This is a genomic window from Gibbsiella quercinecans (assembly GCF_002291425.1).
Taxonomy (GTDB): Bacteria; Pseudomonadota; Gammaproteobacteria; order Enterobacterales; family Enterobacteriaceae; genus Gibbsiella; species Gibbsiella quercinecans.
Map to the genome: position 1 here is coordinate 251279 of NZ_CP014136.1, position 18657 is coordinate 269935.

Annotated in this window: 16 protein-coding genes and 2 tRNA genes; 10 read left to right on the plus strand and 8 right to left on the minus strand. The window is 55.5% G+C overall.

Translation table 11 applies throughout. The annotated features are described in order from the left end of the window. Positions 1–82: 82 nt before the first annotated feature. Positions 83–2641, minus strand: a complete 2559-nt coding sequence (gene mdoH / locus ACN28Q_RS01300) for a glucans biosynthesis glucosyltransferase MdoH (RefSeq protein WP_095844680.1) — start codon at positions 2639–2641, stop codon at positions 83–85. Further along, on the minus strand, positions 2634–4166 hold the full coding sequence (locus tag ACN28Q_RS01305) for a glucan biosynthesis protein G (RefSeq protein WP_095844681.1): 1533 nt from the start codon (positions 4164–4166) through the stop codon (positions 2634–2636). Before ACN28Q_RS01305 ends, mdoH begins: the two co-directional genes overlap by 8 nt. A gap of 296 nt (positions 4167–4462) precedes the next feature. On the opposite strand from ACN28Q_RS01305, the gene mdoC reads away from it, so the two are divergent. Then, the gene (gene mdoC / locus ACN28Q_RS01310; protein ID WP_095844682.1) at positions 4463–5593 is read left to right on the plus strand and encodes a glucans biosynthesis protein MdoC; all 1131 of its coding nucleotides are present in this window, start codon (positions 4463–4465) and stop codon (positions 5591–5593) included. A gap of 306 nt (positions 5594–5899) precedes the next feature. Further along, positions 5900–6124 (plus strand): hypothetical protein, encoded by a 225-nt coding sequence (locus ACN28Q_RS01315; RefSeq protein ID WP_095844683.1) that lies wholly within the window; start codon positions 5900–5902, stop codon positions 6122–6124. Positions 6125–6299: 175 nt separating this feature from the next. Here ACN28Q_RS01315 and ACN28Q_RS01320 read toward each other — a convergent pair whose 3' ends face one another. The 3 genes from ACN28Q_RS01320 to ACN28Q_RS01330 all read right to left on the minus strand — a co-directional run bounded on the left by ACN28Q_RS01320 (position 6300) and on the right by ACN28Q_RS01330 (position 7480). Next, positions 6300–6431 (minus strand): hypothetical protein, encoded by a 132-nt coding sequence (locus tag ACN28Q_RS01320; RefSeq protein WP_257790439.1) that lies wholly within the window; start codon positions 6429–6431, stop codon positions 6300–6302. A gap of 71 nt (positions 6432–6502) precedes the next feature. Continuing rightward, positions 6503–7009, minus strand: coding sequence for a YlaC family protein (locus ACN28Q_RS01325; RefSeq protein ID WP_095844684.1), 507 nt, complete (start codon positions 7007–7009; stop codon positions 6503–6505). A 174-nt stretch (positions 7010–7183) separates the two neighbouring features. After that, positions 7184–7480 carry a hypothetical protein gene (locus ACN28Q_RS01330; RefSeq protein ID WP_095844685.1) on the minus strand — a complete coding sequence of 99 codons (297 nt, stop codon included), beginning with the start codon at positions 7478–7480 and terminating at the stop codon, positions 7184–7186. A 408-nt stretch (positions 7481–7888) separates the two neighbouring features. Between ACN28Q_RS01330 and proP the strand changes: the two genes are divergently transcribed. Next, the gene (gene proP, locus ACN28Q_RS01335) at positions 7889–9412 is read left to right on the plus strand and encodes a glycine betaine/L-proline transporter ProP (RefSeq protein WP_095844686.1); all 1524 of its coding nucleotides are present in this window, start codon (positions 7889–7891) and stop codon (positions 9410–9412) included. A 45-nt stretch (positions 9413–9457) separates the two neighbouring features. Here the strand turns inward: proP and ACN28Q_RS01340 are convergent, their stop codons facing one another. Next, positions 9458–9823 (minus strand): cupin domain-containing protein, encoded by a 366-nt coding sequence (locus ACN28Q_RS01340; RefSeq protein WP_095844687.1) that lies wholly within the window; start codon positions 9821–9823, stop codon positions 9458–9460. A gap of 182 nt (positions 9824–10005) precedes the next feature. Between ACN28Q_RS01340 and ACN28Q_RS01345 the strand changes: the two genes are divergently transcribed. Further along, positions 10006–10254 carry a CsbD family protein gene (locus tag ACN28Q_RS01345; protein ID WP_095844688.1) on the plus strand — a complete coding sequence of 83 codons (249 nt, stop codon included), beginning with the start codon at positions 10006–10008 and terminating at the stop codon, positions 10252–10254. Positions 10255–10558: 304 nt separating this feature from the next. Beyond that, complete coding sequence (locus tag ACN28Q_RS01350; protein ID WP_095844689.1) at positions 10559–11212, plus strand: ClpP family protease; 654 nt, start codon at positions 10559–10561, stop codon at positions 11210–11212. 201 nt (positions 11213–11413) lie between these two features. Here ACN28Q_RS01350 and ACN28Q_RS01355 read toward each other — a convergent pair. Together ACN28Q_RS01355 and ACN28Q_RS01360 are read right to left on the minus strand one after the other, a co-directional pair. Further along, positions 11414–11499: transfer RNA gene (locus tag ACN28Q_RS01355), tRNA-Leu, on the minus strand. Between the two features lie 10 nt (positions 11500–11509). After that, a tRNA-Cys gene (locus tag ACN28Q_RS01360) sits at positions 11510–11583 on the minus strand. A gap of 668 nt (positions 11584–12251) precedes the next feature. Here ACN28Q_RS01360 and ACN28Q_RS01365 point away from each other — a divergent pair. The 5 genes from ACN28Q_RS01365 (at position 12252) to ACN28Q_RS01385 (ending at position 18646) form a co-directional block, all read left to right on the plus strand. Further along, entirely contained in the window at positions 12252–14222 is a 1971-nt protein-coding gene (locus tag ACN28Q_RS01365; protein ID WP_095844690.1) for a sigma-54-dependent Fis family transcriptional regulator, read from the plus strand. Positions 14223–14365: 143 nt separating this feature from the next. Further along, the gene (locus tag ACN28Q_RS01370) at positions 14366–15445 is read left to right on the plus strand and encodes an ATP-NAD kinase family protein (protein ID WP_095844691.1); all 1080 of its coding nucleotides are present in this window, start codon (positions 14366–14368) and stop codon (positions 15443–15445) included. A 26-nt stretch (positions 15446–15471) separates the two neighbouring features. Then, positions 15472–16476: a thiamine pyrophosphate-dependent dehydrogenase E1 component subunit alpha gene (locus ACN28Q_RS01375; RefSeq protein ID WP_095844692.1), complete on the plus strand. Its 1005-nt coding sequence runs from the start codon at positions 15472–15474 to the stop codon at positions 16474–16476. A 29-nt stretch (positions 16477–16505) separates the two neighbouring features. Continuing rightward, positions 16506–17525, plus strand: a complete 1020-nt coding sequence (locus ACN28Q_RS01380; protein WP_095844693.1) for an alpha-ketoacid dehydrogenase subunit beta — start codon at positions 16506–16508, stop codon at positions 17523–17525. Beyond that, positions 17525–18646 carry an acetoin dehydrogenase dihydrolipoyllysine-residue acetyltransferase subunit gene (locus tag ACN28Q_RS01385; RefSeq protein WP_095844694.1) on the plus strand — a complete coding sequence of 374 codons (1122 nt, stop codon included), beginning with the start codon at positions 17525–17527 and terminating at the stop codon, positions 18644–18646. The genes ACN28Q_RS01380 and ACN28Q_RS01385 overlap by 1 nt, the downstream gene beginning before the upstream one ends. Positions 18647–18657 lie beyond the last annotated feature (11 nt).

Consider the following 18657-nt stretch of genomic DNA (forward strand, 5'->3'; position numbering starts at 1 on the left):
GGCGGCCTGTAAGCATAACGTAAAGCCCAATGAAACGGGGAACACGCAGTGCGCATTCCCCGTTTCATTATGGTGATTAGCCTTAACGTTGGCTGGCAGGATGCGCCAGCTCATTGTGTGGCAACGTTTGGTAATAGCTGCGCCAGCTTTCCCCCTGCGGCTGCTGCCAGACCCGTTGATGCAGGCGCGCCAGCACCACAGGATCGCTCAACAGCTCCAGCCGTTTGGCCTTATCCAGCTTTTGCGGCCCCAGTTGCATCGCCTCATCAAGCCGCAGCTCGCGGTTGCGTTCAATCACGCTGCGAATGCGGTGGCGCGCCGTCGCCATCGCGGTTGCCAATGCGTTATAGGAAGGGTTCACCACCGCGTGCATAAAGCCATTGGCCAAAGCACGGCTGCGGTTCAGCTTCAGATACTCTTCGGTGGCAACCAGCTCACGCGGCGGTTGGTACTCTTCCGGGATCAAAAACAGCTTGGCGCGCTTGCTCTTGATGCCCAGCGTCGCCCGGCTCGAGAGCGCGGAAACAAACGGCGACAACACCAGCGAGAACACAATCGGCGCCAGCCACCATAGGAAACGTAGATCCAGCCAGGCCATACCGCCGGCCCACACCAGGCCCAACAGCATTTGCGACCCATGGCGCTTGAACGCTTCGCCCCACGGGGTGTCGTCGTCGTCACGCTGCGGAGAGTTCCACACCACTTCCCAGCCCAGGAAAGCGCTGACCACAAACACCGTGTGGAACAGCATCCGCACCGGCGCCAGCAGCACCGAGAACATCATTTCCATCAGCATGGAGAGCAACAGGCGGAATGCGCCGCCGTAGGGCTTCGCCCCCTTGGCCCAGATCAGGATCACACTGAGCAACTTCGGCAGGAACAGCAGCACCAGGGTGGTGGAAAACAGCGCTATCGCCAGCTCCGGCCGCCATTGCGGCCACACCGGGAACAACTGCCGCGGCTGCAGGAAATACTGCGGTTCCATCAGCGTATGCACCACCTGCAGCGCCGTAGACAGCGCCAGGAACATAAACCACAACGGCGCCGACAGGTATGACATCACCCCGGTCAGAAACACCGCACGGTGCACCGGGTGCATGCCCTTGACCAGGAACAGGCGGAAGTTCATCAGGTTGCCGTGGCACCAGCGGCGGTCACGTTTCAGTTCATCCAACAGGTTCGGCGGCAGCTCTTCATAACTGCCCGGCAGATCGTAGGCGATCCACACGCCCCACCCGGCGCGCCGCATCAATGCCGCTTCCACGAAATCGTGCGACAGGATGGAACCGGCGAACGACCCCGCTCCCGGCAACGGCGCCAGGGCGCAGTGCTCGATGAACGGTTTCACCCGGATAATGGCGTTGTGGCCCCAATAGTGCGATTCCCCCAACTGCCAGAAATGTAACCCCGCAGTGAACAGCGGCCCATAGACGCGGGTGGCGAACTGCTGCGCACGCGCGTACAGGGTATCCATGCCGGACGCTTTCGGTGCGGACTGGATGATACCGGCGTTCGGGTTTGCCTCCATCAGGCGCACCAGACCAGTGAGGCACTCACCGCTCATTACGCTGTCGGCATCCAGGATCACCATGTAACTGTACTGCCCACCCCAGCGGCGGCAGAAATCGTCGATGTTGCCGCTTTTGCGCTTCACGCGGCGGCGGCGGCGGCGATAGAAAATACGCCCGTGGCCGTTCACATCGCGGCACAGCTCCAGCCACGCCTTCTGTTCCGCCACGCAGATATCCGGATCGTAACTGTCGCTGAGGATATACACGTCGAAGTGATCCAACTGCCCGGTCGCCGCCACGGATTCATAAGTGGCGCGCAAACCGGCGAACACCCGCTCCACGTCCTCATTACAAATCGGCATGATCAGCGCCGTGCGGTGCGCAGGATCGATCGGCTCATCGCCTTTGATAGTCGACGATATGCTGTATTTATCCTTGCCGATCAGCAATTGCAGGAAGCCCATCAGCGCCGTCCAGAAGCCTGCGGAAACCCAACAGAACAAGATGGCGAACAGGATCAGGATCCCGGTCTGCAGCACATAAGGCAGCAGTTGCAGCACCGACTGCATCAGATCCTGGTTCACCATGGCGATCGGATCGATCAATGCCCAGCCCTGATACGGCAGAATGGTTTTCATATACCAGGTGGCGATACCGGTTTGCACCAGCATCAGCACCAGCAGAACGTAGCGGCGCATGGAGCCTACCGCACGCCAGCGGTTTTCAGCGTCGGCTTCTTCCTTGTTGGCGTGGCGGCTGTGCGGCGAACGCCCGCGCAGCGTATCCCAAAAGCGCGCGATCGGGTTAGTGCGCCAGGCGTCGGGAAACATGCTGGTGCGCTTGATCGGCGGCGTTGCCTTCAAGACAGAGCGCCCTTCTGCATCGGCGGAAAAATCCGCTTCGCTGACCGCATCCGGCCAGGCGCTCTCGATACGAGGTTTAACCGAAGCCAGCGCCACGTCATCCGCGGGCAATGTGGCAGCATTGGCGTCAGCCGCGCCCAACTGGCGGTGAAGCGTATCAAACGCATCATCGCCAGCCGTTGACTGCGCATTAAGCTGCCCTGACCGCTCCGCGGTCAGGGGCATTGCCGCAAGATATTCCTGGGCAGTTTGAGTTGACTTATTCATTGGCAGGTAGCTGATAGCTCCAGGTTTCCGACAAGACCGTGTCACCGTTAACCAGTGCGGCGCGCATTTCTACTGGTTTTTTGTCATCTTTCACTTTCACCCGTAACGTTAAGCGCCAGCCTTTGGTGACGGGATTATAGCGGATGTTGTTTTCAACCATTTCACCATTATCGCCAATGCTCACCTGTGAAGCTATCGGCGTATTCTGATCCAGGCCTTTCAGCACCGGACCGACGAAATCGATCAGGAAAGCAATACTGCCATCCGCTTCACGGATCAAATTGGACTGACGCACATCACCGGTTGAACGCAGCGTCTGGCTGACATAGGCAATATCCGGTGAATGTAACTTGTCTTCGTCACGGGTAAAGTGCAAGCGGTAGCGCAACGCCAGCGGCGTTTTGGTATCCGGCAGCACATCCGGCGTCCAGAAAGCGACGATGTTATCGTTGGTTTCATCAGCCGTTGGGATCTCGACCAGTTCCACCTTGCCTTTGCCCCAATCACCGCGCGGTTCGATCCATGCGCTTGGGCGCAGATCGTAACGATCATCAAGATCTTCATAATCTTTGAAGTTGCGCCCACGTTGCAGCAGGCCGAAGCCTTTCGGGTTTTCGATCGTATAAGTGCTGACCGACAGGTGCTTCGGATTGTTCAGCGGGCGCCAAATCCACTCGCCGTTGCCGGCATGAATCGACAGACCGTTGGAATCGTGCAGCGCACGGCGGTAGTTCAAGGTTGGCGATGGCTGGTTCGGCCCAAACAGGAACATACTGGTCAGCGGTGCGATGCCCAGTTTACCCACTTTATCGCGCAGGAAGACTTTGGACTCAACGTCGACCGTGGTATCACGCCCTGGATAAACGATAAAACGGTAAGCGCCGGTTGCGCGCGGGGAATCAAGCAGCGCATAAATCACCAGGTGTTTATCACCCGGTTTTGGCCGTTCGATCCAAAACTCGCGGAAACGCGGGAATTCTTCACCAGAAGGGAGGGCGGTGTCGATCGCCAGGCCGCGCGCAGAAAGGCCATACACCTGCCCTGCCCCCACGACGCGGAAATAGCTGGCACCCAGCACGCTCATGATTTCATCATTTTTGTCTTCGCTGTTGATCGGATACAGCACTTTAAACCCGGCAAAGCCAAGGTTTTTTACCGATTCCGGATCGTGTTTCACGTCGCCAAAGTTGAAGAAATCCGGGTTGTACTTGATCTCCTTCACGCTGGTTGCGGTCACTTCGTTGATTTTGACCGGCGTGTCGAAGTACATCCCTTGATGGTAGAACTCAAGCTTAAATGGGGTTTGAAGCTGGTTCCAATAGGCTTTGTCGTGATTGAACTGGATCTTTTGGTAGTCCGCGAACTTCATTTCACGGAACTGAGAAGGAAGGTTGCTCTTCGGCGTTTCGAAACCTTTCCCCGCCAGATCTTGTGCCTGTTTGGCCACATCATCGATGGAAAATGCCCATGCCTGCGAGGTAAACAGTGAGAACAATACGGTAACGCCTAACCAACGCGCGGTCATCGCACGTGGTTGCCTGGATAATATATTAACTAGCACATCCCCCCCTATTCGTGTGCTCAAATCATTAAAAACCATATTAATGGATTATTCAGCTTTCCGACAACATGATAAATGGATCGTTCATGTTTATGGTTCAGAGTTTAAGCAACTGATGAAACACCAGCGTAGCAAGCCCTGAAGAAAGACGCTATGGAAAAATGCGAATGGCTATAGTAGGGTTTGCACGATGATTTAACATATGCTGACTTAATAAACCGATTAATCACCATTCAATAAAAAACCATCAGCGGTATCCTATGACAACAAGCCACAACCAACGCGAGTTTTTCCTCGATTCTATCCGGGCGTATTTGATGCTGCTCGGCATCCCTTTTCATCTTTCTCTGATTTACTCCAGCCACAGTTGGGCCGTCAACAGCGCCAACCCCTCCTTTTCGCTGACGGTGCTGAACGACTTCATCCACGCCTTCCGCATGCAGGTGTTCTTCGTGATATCCGGCTACTTCTCCTTCATGCTGTTTGCCCGCTATGAGCGCCACAAGTGGCTCAAGGTACGCCTGGAACGGGTGGCGATCCCGATGTTGAGCTCCATTCCGTTAATCACATTGCCTCAGTTCTTCATGTTAAAATATTTTACAAATAAACTGGACGGCTGGGATACATTTTCGTTTTATCAAAAGATGAATGCCGGTGTCTGGGAGTTGATTTCTCATCTGTGGTTTTTATTAACACTCTCTTTGCTCACCTGCGCGTGTTTTTATCTTTTCCGCTTTATGCTCCCAACCAAAGAGCAAGAAGATACCGCCACCGAAAATAAAAAAATAAGTTTAGGAAGTATCTCACTGCTTTTTAGTTTATATGCTTTATTATATATAGCCGCGCATCGTTTGATTTTAAATTTCGACCCTAAGTTATTATCTAACGGCCTGTTCAATTTTGTAGTGATGGAAACGCTGTTTTATCTGCCGTTCTTCATCCTGGGCGCCTACACCTTCAAGTATGTGTGGCTAAAAGAAATTTTCCTCAAGCCTTGTCTGCCTGCGGCGCTGGGCTCGCTGGCGCTGCTGGCGGCGTATATGCTCAATCAGTCGTTCTTGGCCCAAAGTGACTATATGTTCGACCTGGATATTCTGATCAAATCCGTCCTCGGTATCCTGATGACTAACGTCGTATTCTCATTTGGCCATACGCTGCTCAATTACCATTCCCCACGTGTCACCTATCTGGTTAATGCGTCACTGTTTATTTATCTGGTGCACCATCCTTTGACGCTGATATATGGCGCATTTATTACACCCTATATCAGCAATAACCTTCTGGGTTTTCTGTGTGGCCTGGTGTTCGTGTTTACCCTGGCTTTTGCGTTATACGAACTGCATAAACGCATTCCGTTGTTGCGCTTTCTCTTTTCCGGCAAACCGCAATAACCCAGGGGCAGGCTCCCGCAATAGCGCATGGCGCCAGCGGCTCACCAGAGCCGCTCCCGGGTAAAAAAACCTCACCATAGCGCAGGGAATTGCACCATACTTTACGCATATTGCGCACAGATTGTTCAACCCGCAACCTCACATTGCGCCAAATTGGTGCTGGAGTATATTGTAGTGAGTTGTTATAACTGCATTGCATAAGTGGAAATCCATATCCCTGCCTCACGGTAGCGATTGGGCTCATTGAACCCTGAGGGTTGGGCCGGTTAGCCGGTGCCCCTTCCGTCACGACAGAGAGGATTTTTGATGACTGACCAAGATAAAACGGTGCAGGAAGCTGAACCGGTAAATGCGACGCTGCTGAAGATACTTGGCCGCCTGCTTTCAGCGCTGGATGCGTCCATCAGCGGAAAAGATCGCAGCGTTCTGGTAAACGACCTTTCCAATTTTAATCTTGATGGCGTTTCTGAAGCCGAAAGAAAGCTTGCCAGCGAGCTTATCAAGCGCGCTCTGCAATCCCTCGATCACTAAGCCCGCCAGCACAAACCATTAAACCCCTACTGGGGTTAATGGTTTCACCCCACCGGGGCGCTCACCAACCATTGCGGGATGCCAACCCGGCCATATACATAAAAAAACACCCTGCCAGCGTTCAGCTCACAGGGTGTTGCTAGTTTATTACTGCTTATTGCTGCTCTTGGCGGCGTTAGATCTTGCAGCTTTCGCAGTCCGCTTCGTCTTCAACGGCTTCAGGCAGCGCATTCGCCTGTTCGGCCGCTTTCTTTTCAGCCGCGGCTAATTCGGCATCGATATCAAAATCAAAGATATCATCACTCATTACAACATCCTCACTCTTACTCAACGAACGCAGCCTTCAAGTATAAGCGACAATGCCGCCGGCGAAAACGTTCAGTTCAGCGCTGCCGCCGTGGGCGCGACGCGTTCGTGCAATTTTTTGCCATAGGCCAGATCGTATACGTCGTAAAAATCAACTTCACCTTTGTTGGCGATGATTTCCCGCACGCGTTCTTTCAATACCGGGCTAATGCCGGGATGGCTCAACAACGCCTCTACCGCCGCCGGCGACAGCGCACGCGTAAAGTACCATTCACCGTTATAGCAAACGCGCAGATCGAGCACGCCGATATCTTCAAAGCGGTAGCGCGGTTTGATCTCCAGCAGCAGCATGGCAAACATAAACAGCACGAAGGCGGTAAACATCAAAAACGAAAGCAGCCCCATATAAGGCACCGGGTACATGACGGCAATCACCGCAAAGTAACCGGCGAACATTGCCAGGCACAAATAGCGATGCTCGCGGGCAAACTTGCTATTGAAACGCGGTTTGCCATCGCGCCCCTCACGCTTGTTAATGCAATCGATTTCTTCGTTCAGGATCTCTTTGAGTGGGTCCATGGGTACAACCTTAGCGATGGTTATGCAGGGAATGACGATTGTTTTGATTATCGGCCCCTAAATTAACATAAGTCCCCTTTTGCCGGGTAGATCTGTTGCGCAACGAAAAAGCGGCTACGGTGATGAGTTGCCGGCTTCAGCGGCTTACACGGCGGAGAGTACGCCAGGCAGCCGTTATTCCTTTGAGGTATCCCCCTGGGCAAAGGTGAAGATGCGCTGTGCGATGTCATCAGCCTGCTTGATTTTCTGTTGCTGCAACGTATCGCGGCTGTGGATGGCGCGTACATAGGCAATGTCATAAGCCTGATCGATAGTGGCGATAATATTATCGCGGGTGGTTTTGTCCAGATTCGCAAGGATGGTAGTGATAACCGTCTGATAGACGCTTGAAGCAGCGGTCAATGACTTCTCTCTGGCCTCTAATGCTGCCACGCGTTCCATGAGCTGTTGCAGTTGATCGTGTTCAGGCATAGCGACCTCACTTTGGCGCGACAGAAAATTGTATCTTAATAACAAGTTTAGCAAACCACCGGGAAACAGCATGCCGCCAGCCACATTGGCAGCGGATGAAAACGCTGCCAGGCCCAGGGCTTATACGGCCGCATCGTGGCCGCCCGCAACACAAGAAAAGTTAATGTAACCCACCTCATTTGATCTCATCTTGATATAACGTTAAGCTATATGCATAAAATAATTATCCAACGTATAGCGATAAACCTGGAGGATAGATTCAATACATGCGATTTCCACAGCCGATTTCACTAAATCGCTGGCTCTCCAATAGACTACATTAATATTATATATACTGATGTTTATGCTTCGCACAGCGTGAAGGGAGAGTGCGTTTTCGCGCCGAATAATTTTTTAAGGGATGAGTTCATGAAGTTAAGAAAAAAGCGCCACACACCGCTAAATATCAATGACATAACAATTATTGACGACAGCAAACTGAAAAAAGCCATCACCGCTGCCGCACTGGGTAACGCCGTCGAATGGTTTGACTTTGGTGTTTATGGTTTTGTTGCCTATGCTCTTGGGCAAGTGTTTTTCCCCAGCGCCTCACCCGGCGTGCAGATGATCGCCGCACTTGCCACCTTCTCTGTTCCCTTCCTGGTTCGCCCGCTCGGCGGCGTATTTTTTGGCCGTTTGGGGGATAAATTTGGGCGCCAGAAGGTGTTGTCGGTCACGATCATCATCATGGCCATCAGTACCTTTTGTATCGGGCTGATACCATCTTATGCCTCAATCGGCATCTGGGCACCTATCCTGCTGCTGCTGGCCAAACTGGCGCAGGGCTTCTCTGTAGGCGGTGAATACTCCGGCGCGGCAATCTTTGTGGCCGAGTACTCACCAGACAGAAAACGCGGCCTGATGGGCAGTTGGCTTGATTTCGGTTCCATCGCCGGCTTTGTGCTTGGCGCCGGTGTGGTGGTGCTGATTTCCAGCATCATCGGCGAAGCCAAATTCCTTGAGTGGGGCTGGCGCCTGCCGTTCTTCCTGGCTGCGCCGTTGGGCATTATCGGCCTGTATCTGCGCCATGCGCTGGAAGAAACCCCGGCGTTCCAACAACACGTCGACAACATGGAAAAAGGCGATCGCGAGGCGATTCAGAACCCGCCAAAGACCTCTTTCCGCGAAATCGCCAACAAAAACTGGAAAAACCTGCTGGTGTGCATGGGGCTGGTGATCTCGACCAACGTTACCTACTACATGCTGCTGACCTACATGCCGAGCTACCTGTCGCATAACCTCAACTACTCGGAAAGCCATGGCGTGCTGATCATTATCGCCATCATGCTTGGTATGCTGTTTATACAGCCGTTAATCGGCCTGACCAGTGACCGCATCGGCCGTAAACCGTTCGTTATCGGCGGCAGCATCGGTATGCTGTTCCTGGCTGTGCCCTGCTTTATGCTGATCAACAGCAATGTGATCGGGCTGATCTTTGTGGGCCTGCTGGTGTTGGCAGTATTGTTGAACTCGTTTACCGGCGTGATGGCCTCTACGTTGCCAGCAATGTTCCCAACGCACATTCGCTACAGCGCGCTGGCGATTTCCTTTAACATCTCCGTTCTGGTTGCCGGTGCAACGCCGACCGTCGCGGCCTGGCTGGTGGAATCCAGCGGCAATCTGTATATGCCGGCTTACTATCTGATGGTCGTGGCGATTGTTGGTCTGGTCACCGGTCTGTATATGAAGGAAACGGCCAACAAACCGCTGCGCGGAGCAACGCCGGCGGCTTCTGACCGCTCTGAAGCGAAAGAGCTGCTGCAAGAAACCTACGACAATATCGAGCTGAAAGTTGATAACATCAACGATGAGCTGGCCGACCTGCAAGAGCAAATCAACGCACTGGAGAAGAAAAAACAGACGTTGATCGATCAGCACCCGAAACTGGACTGATCGCAACCGGGCCTTATCCCTTTGCGGGGTAAGGCCGCCGTCCCGCTAACCTTCCCCACCGTTAGCGGGGCTTATTCGTTCTGCATTCTCGCCTGCCAATGAAATCCCTATCATCACCGTCGTTGTCTCAGCAGCGTTCCACACGGAATGCGGGATACTGCCTGTAATTATTTTCGCCTCATTCGGGCCGATAACAAACGCCTCATCCCCCGCGACGATCTTCGCTTTGCCACTGACAACAATAAATAAATGTGCGTGAGAATGGGTATGCGCGGTCGTGGGGCCACCGCCGCCCGGCGCCAGATAAGCGATAGCCCCGTCAATCACATTGCCGCATTCGGCAAACAGTTTTTTCGCTAAAAAATTGATATGCGCCGGCGGTGTAACAAAACCTACTGTATTTTCACTCATTAACGATCCTCTAATCTGATTACATCCTGCCCTTATACTGCGTCACGGGATAAGCGCCACAGCCAAAAACCTTGCTCCAGCGGCAGGGCTACTTTTTTTAGGATTATTGTGAAATAACGCGCATTGCCCCCAGAGTTTGCTACGCTTTATTCTGACTTTTACAACAAAACCAAGGAGTAGATATGTTTGGGAAAGCAGAAGATAAAGTAAAAGAAGCCGCTGGTGCGGCCCAGGAAGCTTACGGTGATGCCACCGACTCACCCGAGCATCAGGTTAAGGGCGCTGCGCGTAAATACGTTTCTCAGGCCAGCTATGCGGCCCGTGATGCTGCAGACACCGTCAGAGGCCAGGTTGAATCAAACCCGCTGGCCGGCGTTGCTATCGCAGCCGCAGTGGGTATCGTATTTGGCTACCTGCTTGGCCGTAAATAACCGCTAATGTGAACATGCCGACCAGCGCAAGCTGGTTGGTATTCCCTTTCTGGCCTTCCCAGCCGTGCCCTCACGGGCCAAACGCTCCCAAAGACATTCCATTTCGACTTGTGTGCCAACGCATGGCTGTATTGCCCGGCGGCGTCAGATCATTACGCCACTTGAGTGCGCCCGCGCTAATGCAATAATCACATACTATTAATATGGATTAAATTATTTAGCAAAGATATTCTATGAGGATTACACCTATCCACATGAAAGATATGATAGTTTTAACCAACAGGGAATTATTGTGATTAGAATAATGATCGCTGGAGCTTTACTGGTTGCTCATTTGGCAACCGCTGGGACCATCGTCACGAAAAAAGACGAGATTAAAAACGCCAAGGTAAAAACCGCCGGCATTTATTTTTCGGGGGAAGTAAACGATGAGAGTGCGATCAATATTATCGCCGCGGTAACCGAGATCGCCGATACCTTCCCACACGCAGAGAAAGTGGTGCTCTACATTAACAGCAGTGGCGGCGACATGGATGCCGGCTATACGATTTACGCCGCGCTCAAAAATTCACCGATAAAGCTTGAAACCGTTAATACCGCCATGACGGGCTCTGCCGCCACCATGATCTACTGCGCGGCTGATGCGCGCTACGCAACCCCGCTCTCGCATTTTCTTCTGCACCCGTCAGCCGCGGCAAATATTGGTAAAGACTACGTCAAACCAGACGAAGCAAGATTACTGGCTGAACAGAACGATATGTATAACCAGTTATTTTTCGATATCTATCGCAGTTGCACCCGGCTCCCCGCCCCCCAGATAAAAAACATCCTGTCGGCCGAAAACAACAGGCTGATGCCTGACATTGTGAAAGCCACAGAGTATGGCCTGGTTACCAAAGGGATAAAAGAAAAGGAACGCTATGATGTCAGCTACTTCATTAGCGGCAAGGGGAACTAGTTCAGTTAGCAACCCATCATGGCATAAAGCACGGCGACTGCCAGCCAGGGCCGAGAACCGGCCCTGGTATTGCATTGAAGAAAACCGTTAACTGAACGTCGTCAACAGGGCCGGCGCACCAAATTTCAGGCATAAAAAAACCGCCTTTCGGCGGTTCAAACATTGCTTACATCGTTATGATTTTAATAAGCTTTTATTCCCTGGTACCCGGAGCGGGACTTGAACCCGCACAGCCATAAGCCGAGGGATTTTAAATCCCTTGTGTCTACCGATTCCACCACCCGGGCTCGGGAAAATTGGAGGCGCGTTCCGGAGTCGAACCGGACTAGACGGATTTGCAATCCGCTACATAACCGCTTTGTTAACGCGCCGTAATTCTGTTTGCCTTTCGGCTTAAAGCCGGTACAACCCGCTTTAATGTGATTCTCTTAGGACATTCGACTAAGAACTTTAACGCCTAACCATTTGATTTAAATGATTTTTTGCCCGTTCCGTTTCAGGAATGGTCGCTATTATGTACCGGTTCGTGGTGCATGGCAAGCCCTTTCTGCCCCTTCCTGGCTCAACTGGTTACAATTGCCTCAAAGGCGCTAAAATCCGTTGAACAATTGAACTTAATGCACAAATTTTATCATACAACATTCACTTAGCGCTTGAAAAGCCGCCAAAAAAACTATGCTTTCCCACCCTGCTACTAACCTATTGCTTTAGTATTGTGCTGGTTTTGGCGTCAAACTGCGATTTACCGGCTGAAACGCCCCACACAGCCTGCACGTAGTGCTTCACCAGCACCTGCACACGGTTAATCGTAGCATCCGTTTACCTTATTGCGTCAGGTGGAAAGCCCGGCGTAACGGCCTGCCCCCAGTTCAATAACCGCCTTTTGCATTCGATCACAGAAAAAATGGCGACCATCTGCAATACTCACAATGTTAATTTATTGTTAATAAAAATAGATAAAGAGCAGCCAGCAAGGACTGTTCGTCTTGATAACCGTTTCTGGGCTTTGGGCAAAACGTCAATTCAGGAGTACACGACTGTGAATCAACACCAGCGCGACCACATTGACACGGTAGTCGAAACCATTAACGGAACTCCCGCCTCAGCCACCCTGCAGAGCTACGATCGGCTTATCCGCGATTCCTGGCAACGCTGCGTTAACGATCACGGGCTTGATCCTAGCCGCATGCAAGACGCGCGCATCCTCACCTGGCACGAACTGCGCGAACACCAGGAAAACCTGGAAGAGTTCAGGCGTATCGCCCATCAGGGCATGGAGCGCCTGTTTCACCACATTGCACCGGCGGGCTATGTGGTGCTGCTGAATAACGCCAAAGGCATCACCGTTGATTATCTGGGCGACGCCAACGCCGAAATCAGCCTGCGGCGCGCCGGGTTATTCCTGGGCGCCGAATGGTCAGAGGCCTGTGCCGGCACATGCGCCGTAGGCACCGCCCTGGCAACCGGTGAAGCGCTCACGGTGCACCAGGGCGATCACTTCGACGCCACCCACATCCCGCTGACCTGTACTGCCGTCCCGCTGTTCGATCCGCAAGGGCAACTGCACGCGATATTGGATATCTCCGCACTCAACTCGCCACAGCCCAAATCCAGCCAGCAGTTGGCGCTGCAAATCGCCCGCATTTATGCCAGCCAGATTGAAAACGCCTATTTTGAACACCTGCACCGTAGCGACTGGATGCTCAAGCTTAGCACGTCATACCCGTTAGTTAACGTCAACCCGGACTATCTGCTGGCCTTTGACGCCAGCGGTAAAATCGTGGGGCATAACCACCCGGCCTTGCGCCTGTTGCAAAATGAACTTGGCCTGCCGGCGCCAACGCAGCACGCGGCCAGCCCGCTGTTAGGGCTGCGCTTTGAGCAGGTTTTCAACGCCAGCTTCGATAAACTGCCGAACTACCTGCATACCGAGGGCCTGCGGCCATGCACCATTAATCTGGCGAACAGCGATAACACGCTATTCGTTACCGCCCAACAGCCGATCAACCGCCGCGGCCGGCGTATGGCGGGCGCATCAGCCATCTTGCCCACCCCGTTAAAAGCCATCAGCGGCGGCGATCCGGCGTTACAGGTGCAGTTACAGCGCGCGATGAAGCTGGTGAATACCCCGGTGAACCTGTTTATCCACGGCGAAACCGGCTGTGGCAAGGAGTTCTTTGCCCGGGCGTTACACCAGGCGGGCAACCGCTGCCAGCGGCCGTTTATCGCCGTTAACTGCGCGGCGATCCCGCCCTCGCTGATTGAAAGCGAACTGTTCGGCGCCATGCCGGGCAGCTTTTCCGGCGCCGGTAATAAACCACGCCGCGGGCTCATTCAGGAAGCCGATGGCGGCAGCCTGTTCCTGGATGAAATTGGCGATATGCCGCTGGAAATGCAGACGCGCCTGCTGCGCGTGCTGGCGGAGCGCGAAGTGTTGCCGGTGGGCGCCACCCGCCCGATACCGGTTGATATCCGGGTCATCTCTGCTTCCCACCGGGCGCTGGAACGGCTGATCGCCGCAGGCGCATTCCGTGAGGATCTCTATTACCGCCTGCTTGGCGCCCGTATCAGCCTGCCGCCATTGCGTGAGCGCAGCGATCTGGACTGGCTGATTGACAATATGCTGGCGGGCAAGCGTTGCACGCTCACCGCCAAAGCCAGGGCGCACCTGCACCGCCACCGCTGGCCGGGCAACCTACGCGAACTGCGCAATGCGCTGGAATACGCCTGCGCCATCTGCGAAAACGCCTGTATTCACCCCGATGATCTGCCCGAAGAACTGCAACAGCCCGCCGCAGCACCGCCTGCCGAAACGGCTACGCCGGCGCGCCCAAACACCATCACCTCCGCCACTTGCCCCGAAGGCCAGGCGCTGATACAGCACCTGCGGGCGGCGCAGTGGAACCATAGCGCGGTCGCCCGCCAACTGGGGATCAGCCGCATGACGCTTTACCGCCGCATGCAGCGCTTGGGTATCCGCTCGCCAAACCAAACCGATACCCGCTGCTGATCTGTCTCAATTGGCCGGTGACACCTGTATCACCCTCGCCGGCAATCGCTGAAAAAACCAAATAACATACTGATTTTAAACCACAACAAAACCTGGCCCGGAATTTGCGATAGCGATTTCAGTTGATGACAAGAGGTGCTCCCATGTCTGATCCTGCAAATAGCTCCATTCGCCGCCGTGCCGTATCCGCCCCTTGGGTTGGCATTATCGCCAATCCGGTTTCGGCCCGTGATATCCGCCGTGTGGTGGGCCATGCCGGCAGCCTGACGCTGGCCGAACGTGCCAACCTGATTTTTCGGCTGCTGGCGGCGCTGGGCGCCGCGGGCATCGCCGATGTGCGCATGATGCCGGATCGTGAAGGGCTACAGGCGATCCTGACCCGTATGCTGGCACAGCGTCACACTATTCCCCTTCCACGGTTAAGCTGGCTGCCGCTTAGCGTCAGCGCCACGGTTAACGATAGCGTACAGGCGGCACGCATGATGCAGGCCGACGACGCCCGCGCCATCGTGGTGCTTGGCGGCGACGGCACCCATCGGGCGGTAGCAAAAGCGTGCGGCACGGTGCCGATCGTCGGTATCTCCACCGGCACCAATAACGCCTGGCCAGAACTGCGCGAACCCACCATCGTCGGGCTGGCGGTGGGGCTGTATGCCAACGGTAAAGTCCCCGGCGCGCAGGCGCTGCAGTGGAACAAACGGCTGGATATCGCTATCAATGCCGGCCACCCGAATGCCCGCCAGGATATTGCCATTGTTGACGCCGCCATCCTGGCCGAGCGGTTTGTCGGCGCCCGCTCGGTGTGGCGCCCTGAACAGTTGTCACAGCTCTACCTGTGCTTTGCCGAACCCCATACCGTGGGCCTGTCTTCTATCGGCGGCTTATTGATGCCGATCGGCCGCCATGCGCCCGGCGGGCTGGGGGTTACTTTCGGCAGCGGCGGCGGCACGCTGCTGGCACCGCTGGCACCAGGCCTGGTACAGCGCATCCCTATCGCCCGTTGGCAACGCATCGAACACGGCGCCGCCAGCACCCCACACCTGCGCCAGGGCGTCATTGCCCTGGATGGCGAACGCGAAATGACATTCGGCTCGCAGGACAGTGTGCAGATCACGCTGCATGAACGCGCTTTTCGCTCACTCAATATCAACGCCTGCCTGCATTGTGCCGCGGAAAACCAATTATTGCGGGCTGCCACTAGCGGTAGCGGCGGCCTACTTTAATCACCACTCACTGTCTGGAGATGGCTATGAACAATACCGATAACAATCCACACTCTGCTTCCCTGCCGCTCACCCGCGAAGCCTTGCTGAGCGCCTATCGCAGTATGCGCACCATCCGCGATTTTGAAGAACGGCTACACGTCGATTTTTCACGCGGCGATATTCCCGGCTTTGTCCACTTGTACGCCGGCGAGGAGGCGACGGCTGTCGGCATTTTATCCCACCTCACCGATGGCGATCGCATCGCCAGCACCCACCGCGGGCATGGGCACTGCATTGCCAAAGGCGTCGACGTTATCGCCATGATGAAAGAAATCTACGGTAAAACCGGCGGTGCCTGTAACGGCAAGGGTGGCTCAATGCACATCGCCGATCTAAGCAAAGGCATGATGGGCGCCAACGGCATTTTGGGGGCGGGCGCGCCGCTGGTGTGCGGCGCGGCGCTGGCGGCCAAATTCCGCGGCAAGGGTGAAATCGGCATTACCTTCGCCGGCGACGGCGCCGCCAACCAGGGCACGTTTCTCGAAAGCCTGAACCTGGCCGCGGTCTGGAACCTGCCGGTTCTGTTCGTGATTGAAAACAACGGTTACGCCGAAGCCACCTCGCGCCAGTATGCCACCGCGGTAGATAGCTATGTCGATCGCGCCGCCGGCTTTGGCATCCCCGGCGTGACCGTCGATGGCACCGACTTTTTCGCCGTCTATGAAACCGCCGGCGAACTGATCCGCCATGCCCGCGCCGGCGGCGGCCCCGCGCTGCTCGAATGCAAAATGGTGCGCTTCTACGGGCATTTTGAAGGAGACGCGCAAACCTACCGCGCCCCGGACGAGCTGGAATCGATCCGCGAACACCAAGACTGCCTGAAGCACTTTATCAACCACGTGCAACAAAGCGGCGCCATTCGCCTTGACGAGTTCCAGGCCATCGACCGCGAAGTGGCCGCGCTGATCGAACAGGCGGTACAAGAAGCCAAAGCCGCGCCCGAACCCAGCGCCGACGATTTGTTAACCGACGTTTATGTCAGCTACTAGCGACAACTTCACCCGAAAGGAGAATGGACATGGCTCGTAAACTTAGTATGAAGCTCGCTATCAATGAAGCGATAGACCAGGAAATGGCACGCGATCCCAGTGTGATTATGCTCGGTGAGGATATCGTCGGCGGAATGGGCGCCGACGGAGAAAAAGACGCCTGGGGCGGCGTGCTGGGCGTCACTAAAGGGCTATACGCCAAGCATGGCGATCGCCTGCTGGACACCCCGCTGTCGGAATCGGCCTACGTCGGCGCAGCCATCGGCGCCGCGGCCTGCGGTATGCGCCCGATCGCCGAACTGATGTTTATCGATTTCATGGGCGTCTGTTTCGATCAAATCTTCAACCAGGCCGCCAAGTTCCGCTATATGTTCGGCGGCAAAGCGCAAACGCCGGTGGTGATCCGCGCGATGGTCGGCGCCGGCTTCCGCGCCGCCGCACAGCATTCCCAAATGTTGACGCCGCTGTTTACCCATATTCCTGGGTTAAAGGTCGTCTGCCCCAGCACCCCGTACGATACCAAGGGGCTGCTGATCCAGGCCATCCGCGATAACGATCCGGTGATCTTCTGCGAGCACAAAAACCTGTACGGCATTGAAGGCGATGTGCCCGAAAAGCCGTATGCCATCCCGTTTGGCGAAGCCAGCATCGTGCGTGACGGCAGCGATGTCTCCATCATTAGCTATGGGCTGATGGTGCACCGCGCGCTCGACGCTGCGGCGCAGTTGGCGAAACAGGGCATCAGCGTGGAGGTGGTTGATTTGCGCTCGCTGTCACCGCTGGATCTCGACACCGTTATCGAAACGGTAGAAAACACCGGCCGCCTGGTCGTGGTGGATGAAGCGCACCCCCGCTGCAACATTGCCACCGATATTATCGCCCAGGTGGTGCAGCATGCGTTCGGTGCGCTGAAAGCGCCGCCGCAGATGATCAGCGCACCCCATACCCCCGTCCCCTTCTCGCCCGCGCTGGAAGACCGCTATCTGCCAAGCGTAGACAGCATTATCAGCGCCGTACAACGCACGCTCGGCCATAAGGGGGCACACTGATGAGCGATAACACCATTATTCCCGTTGTTATGCCCAAGTGGGGGCTGTCGATGCGTGAAGGCACGGTCAATGAGTGGCTGGTTGAGGAAGGCAACGAGATCGCGCCGGGCATGGCGATTCTGAATGTGGAAACCGATAAAATCGCCAACGCGGTTGAAGCCACCGATGCCGGTATCCTGCGGCGCAAGGTCGCACAAGCGGGCGATATTCTGCCGGTGAAAGCCCTGCTGGGCGTGCTGGCACCGCCAGCGATTAGCGAAGCGGAGATAGATGCCTTTATCAGCGCCTGGGAAACCCCGGCCGACAGCGACGAAGAGAGCGAAGACGAGCAGGCAAGCACCGCCTGGCTGACGGTGGACGGCCTGCAAATTCGCTACACCAGCCGCGGCGCCGGCGAAGAAACCGTGCTGTTTATCCACGGCTTCGGCGGCGATCTGGACAACTGGCTGTTCAATCTGGACGCGCTGGCCGAACGTTACCGGGTAGTGGCGCTCGATCTGCCCGGCCACGGGCAATCCGCCACCCCGTTACCGGGCGCCCGCTTGAGCGATCTGGCGGATTTCATCGCTGCCTTTATGGATGCGCTATCGCTGCCTGCCGCCCACCTGATCGGCCACTCGCTGGGCGGCGCTGTCGCCGCCGAACTGGCGCTGCGCCAACCTGGGCGCGTGCGCTCACTGGCGCTGATCGGCAGCGCCGGCTTCGGCCAGGAGATCAATCAGCGTTATATTGAGGGCTTTATCAACGCCCAGGCGCGCAGGGAGTTGAAACCGGTGGTTGAGTTGCTGTTTGCCGATCCCGCCCTGGTCAGCCGGCAAATGCTCGACGATCTGCTCAGGTACAAACGGCTGGATGGCGTGGACGATGCACTCACGGCCCTGCAAAATAGCCTGTTTGCCGGAGGCGAGCAAAGCACGCTGCCGGGCCTGCAGTTGCATGATGCCGGCATACCGCTGCTGTTGATTTGGGGCGCGGAAGATCAGATTATCCCTGTTCAACACGCACAACAGGCGCCGGCGCATGCCCAGGTGGAAATCCTCAGCGCTGCCGGCCATATGCCGCAGATGGAAAAGGCCGCGGAAGTTAACTCGCTACTGCAGCAGCATCTGGGCGCCGTTTAACCGCTGGATGG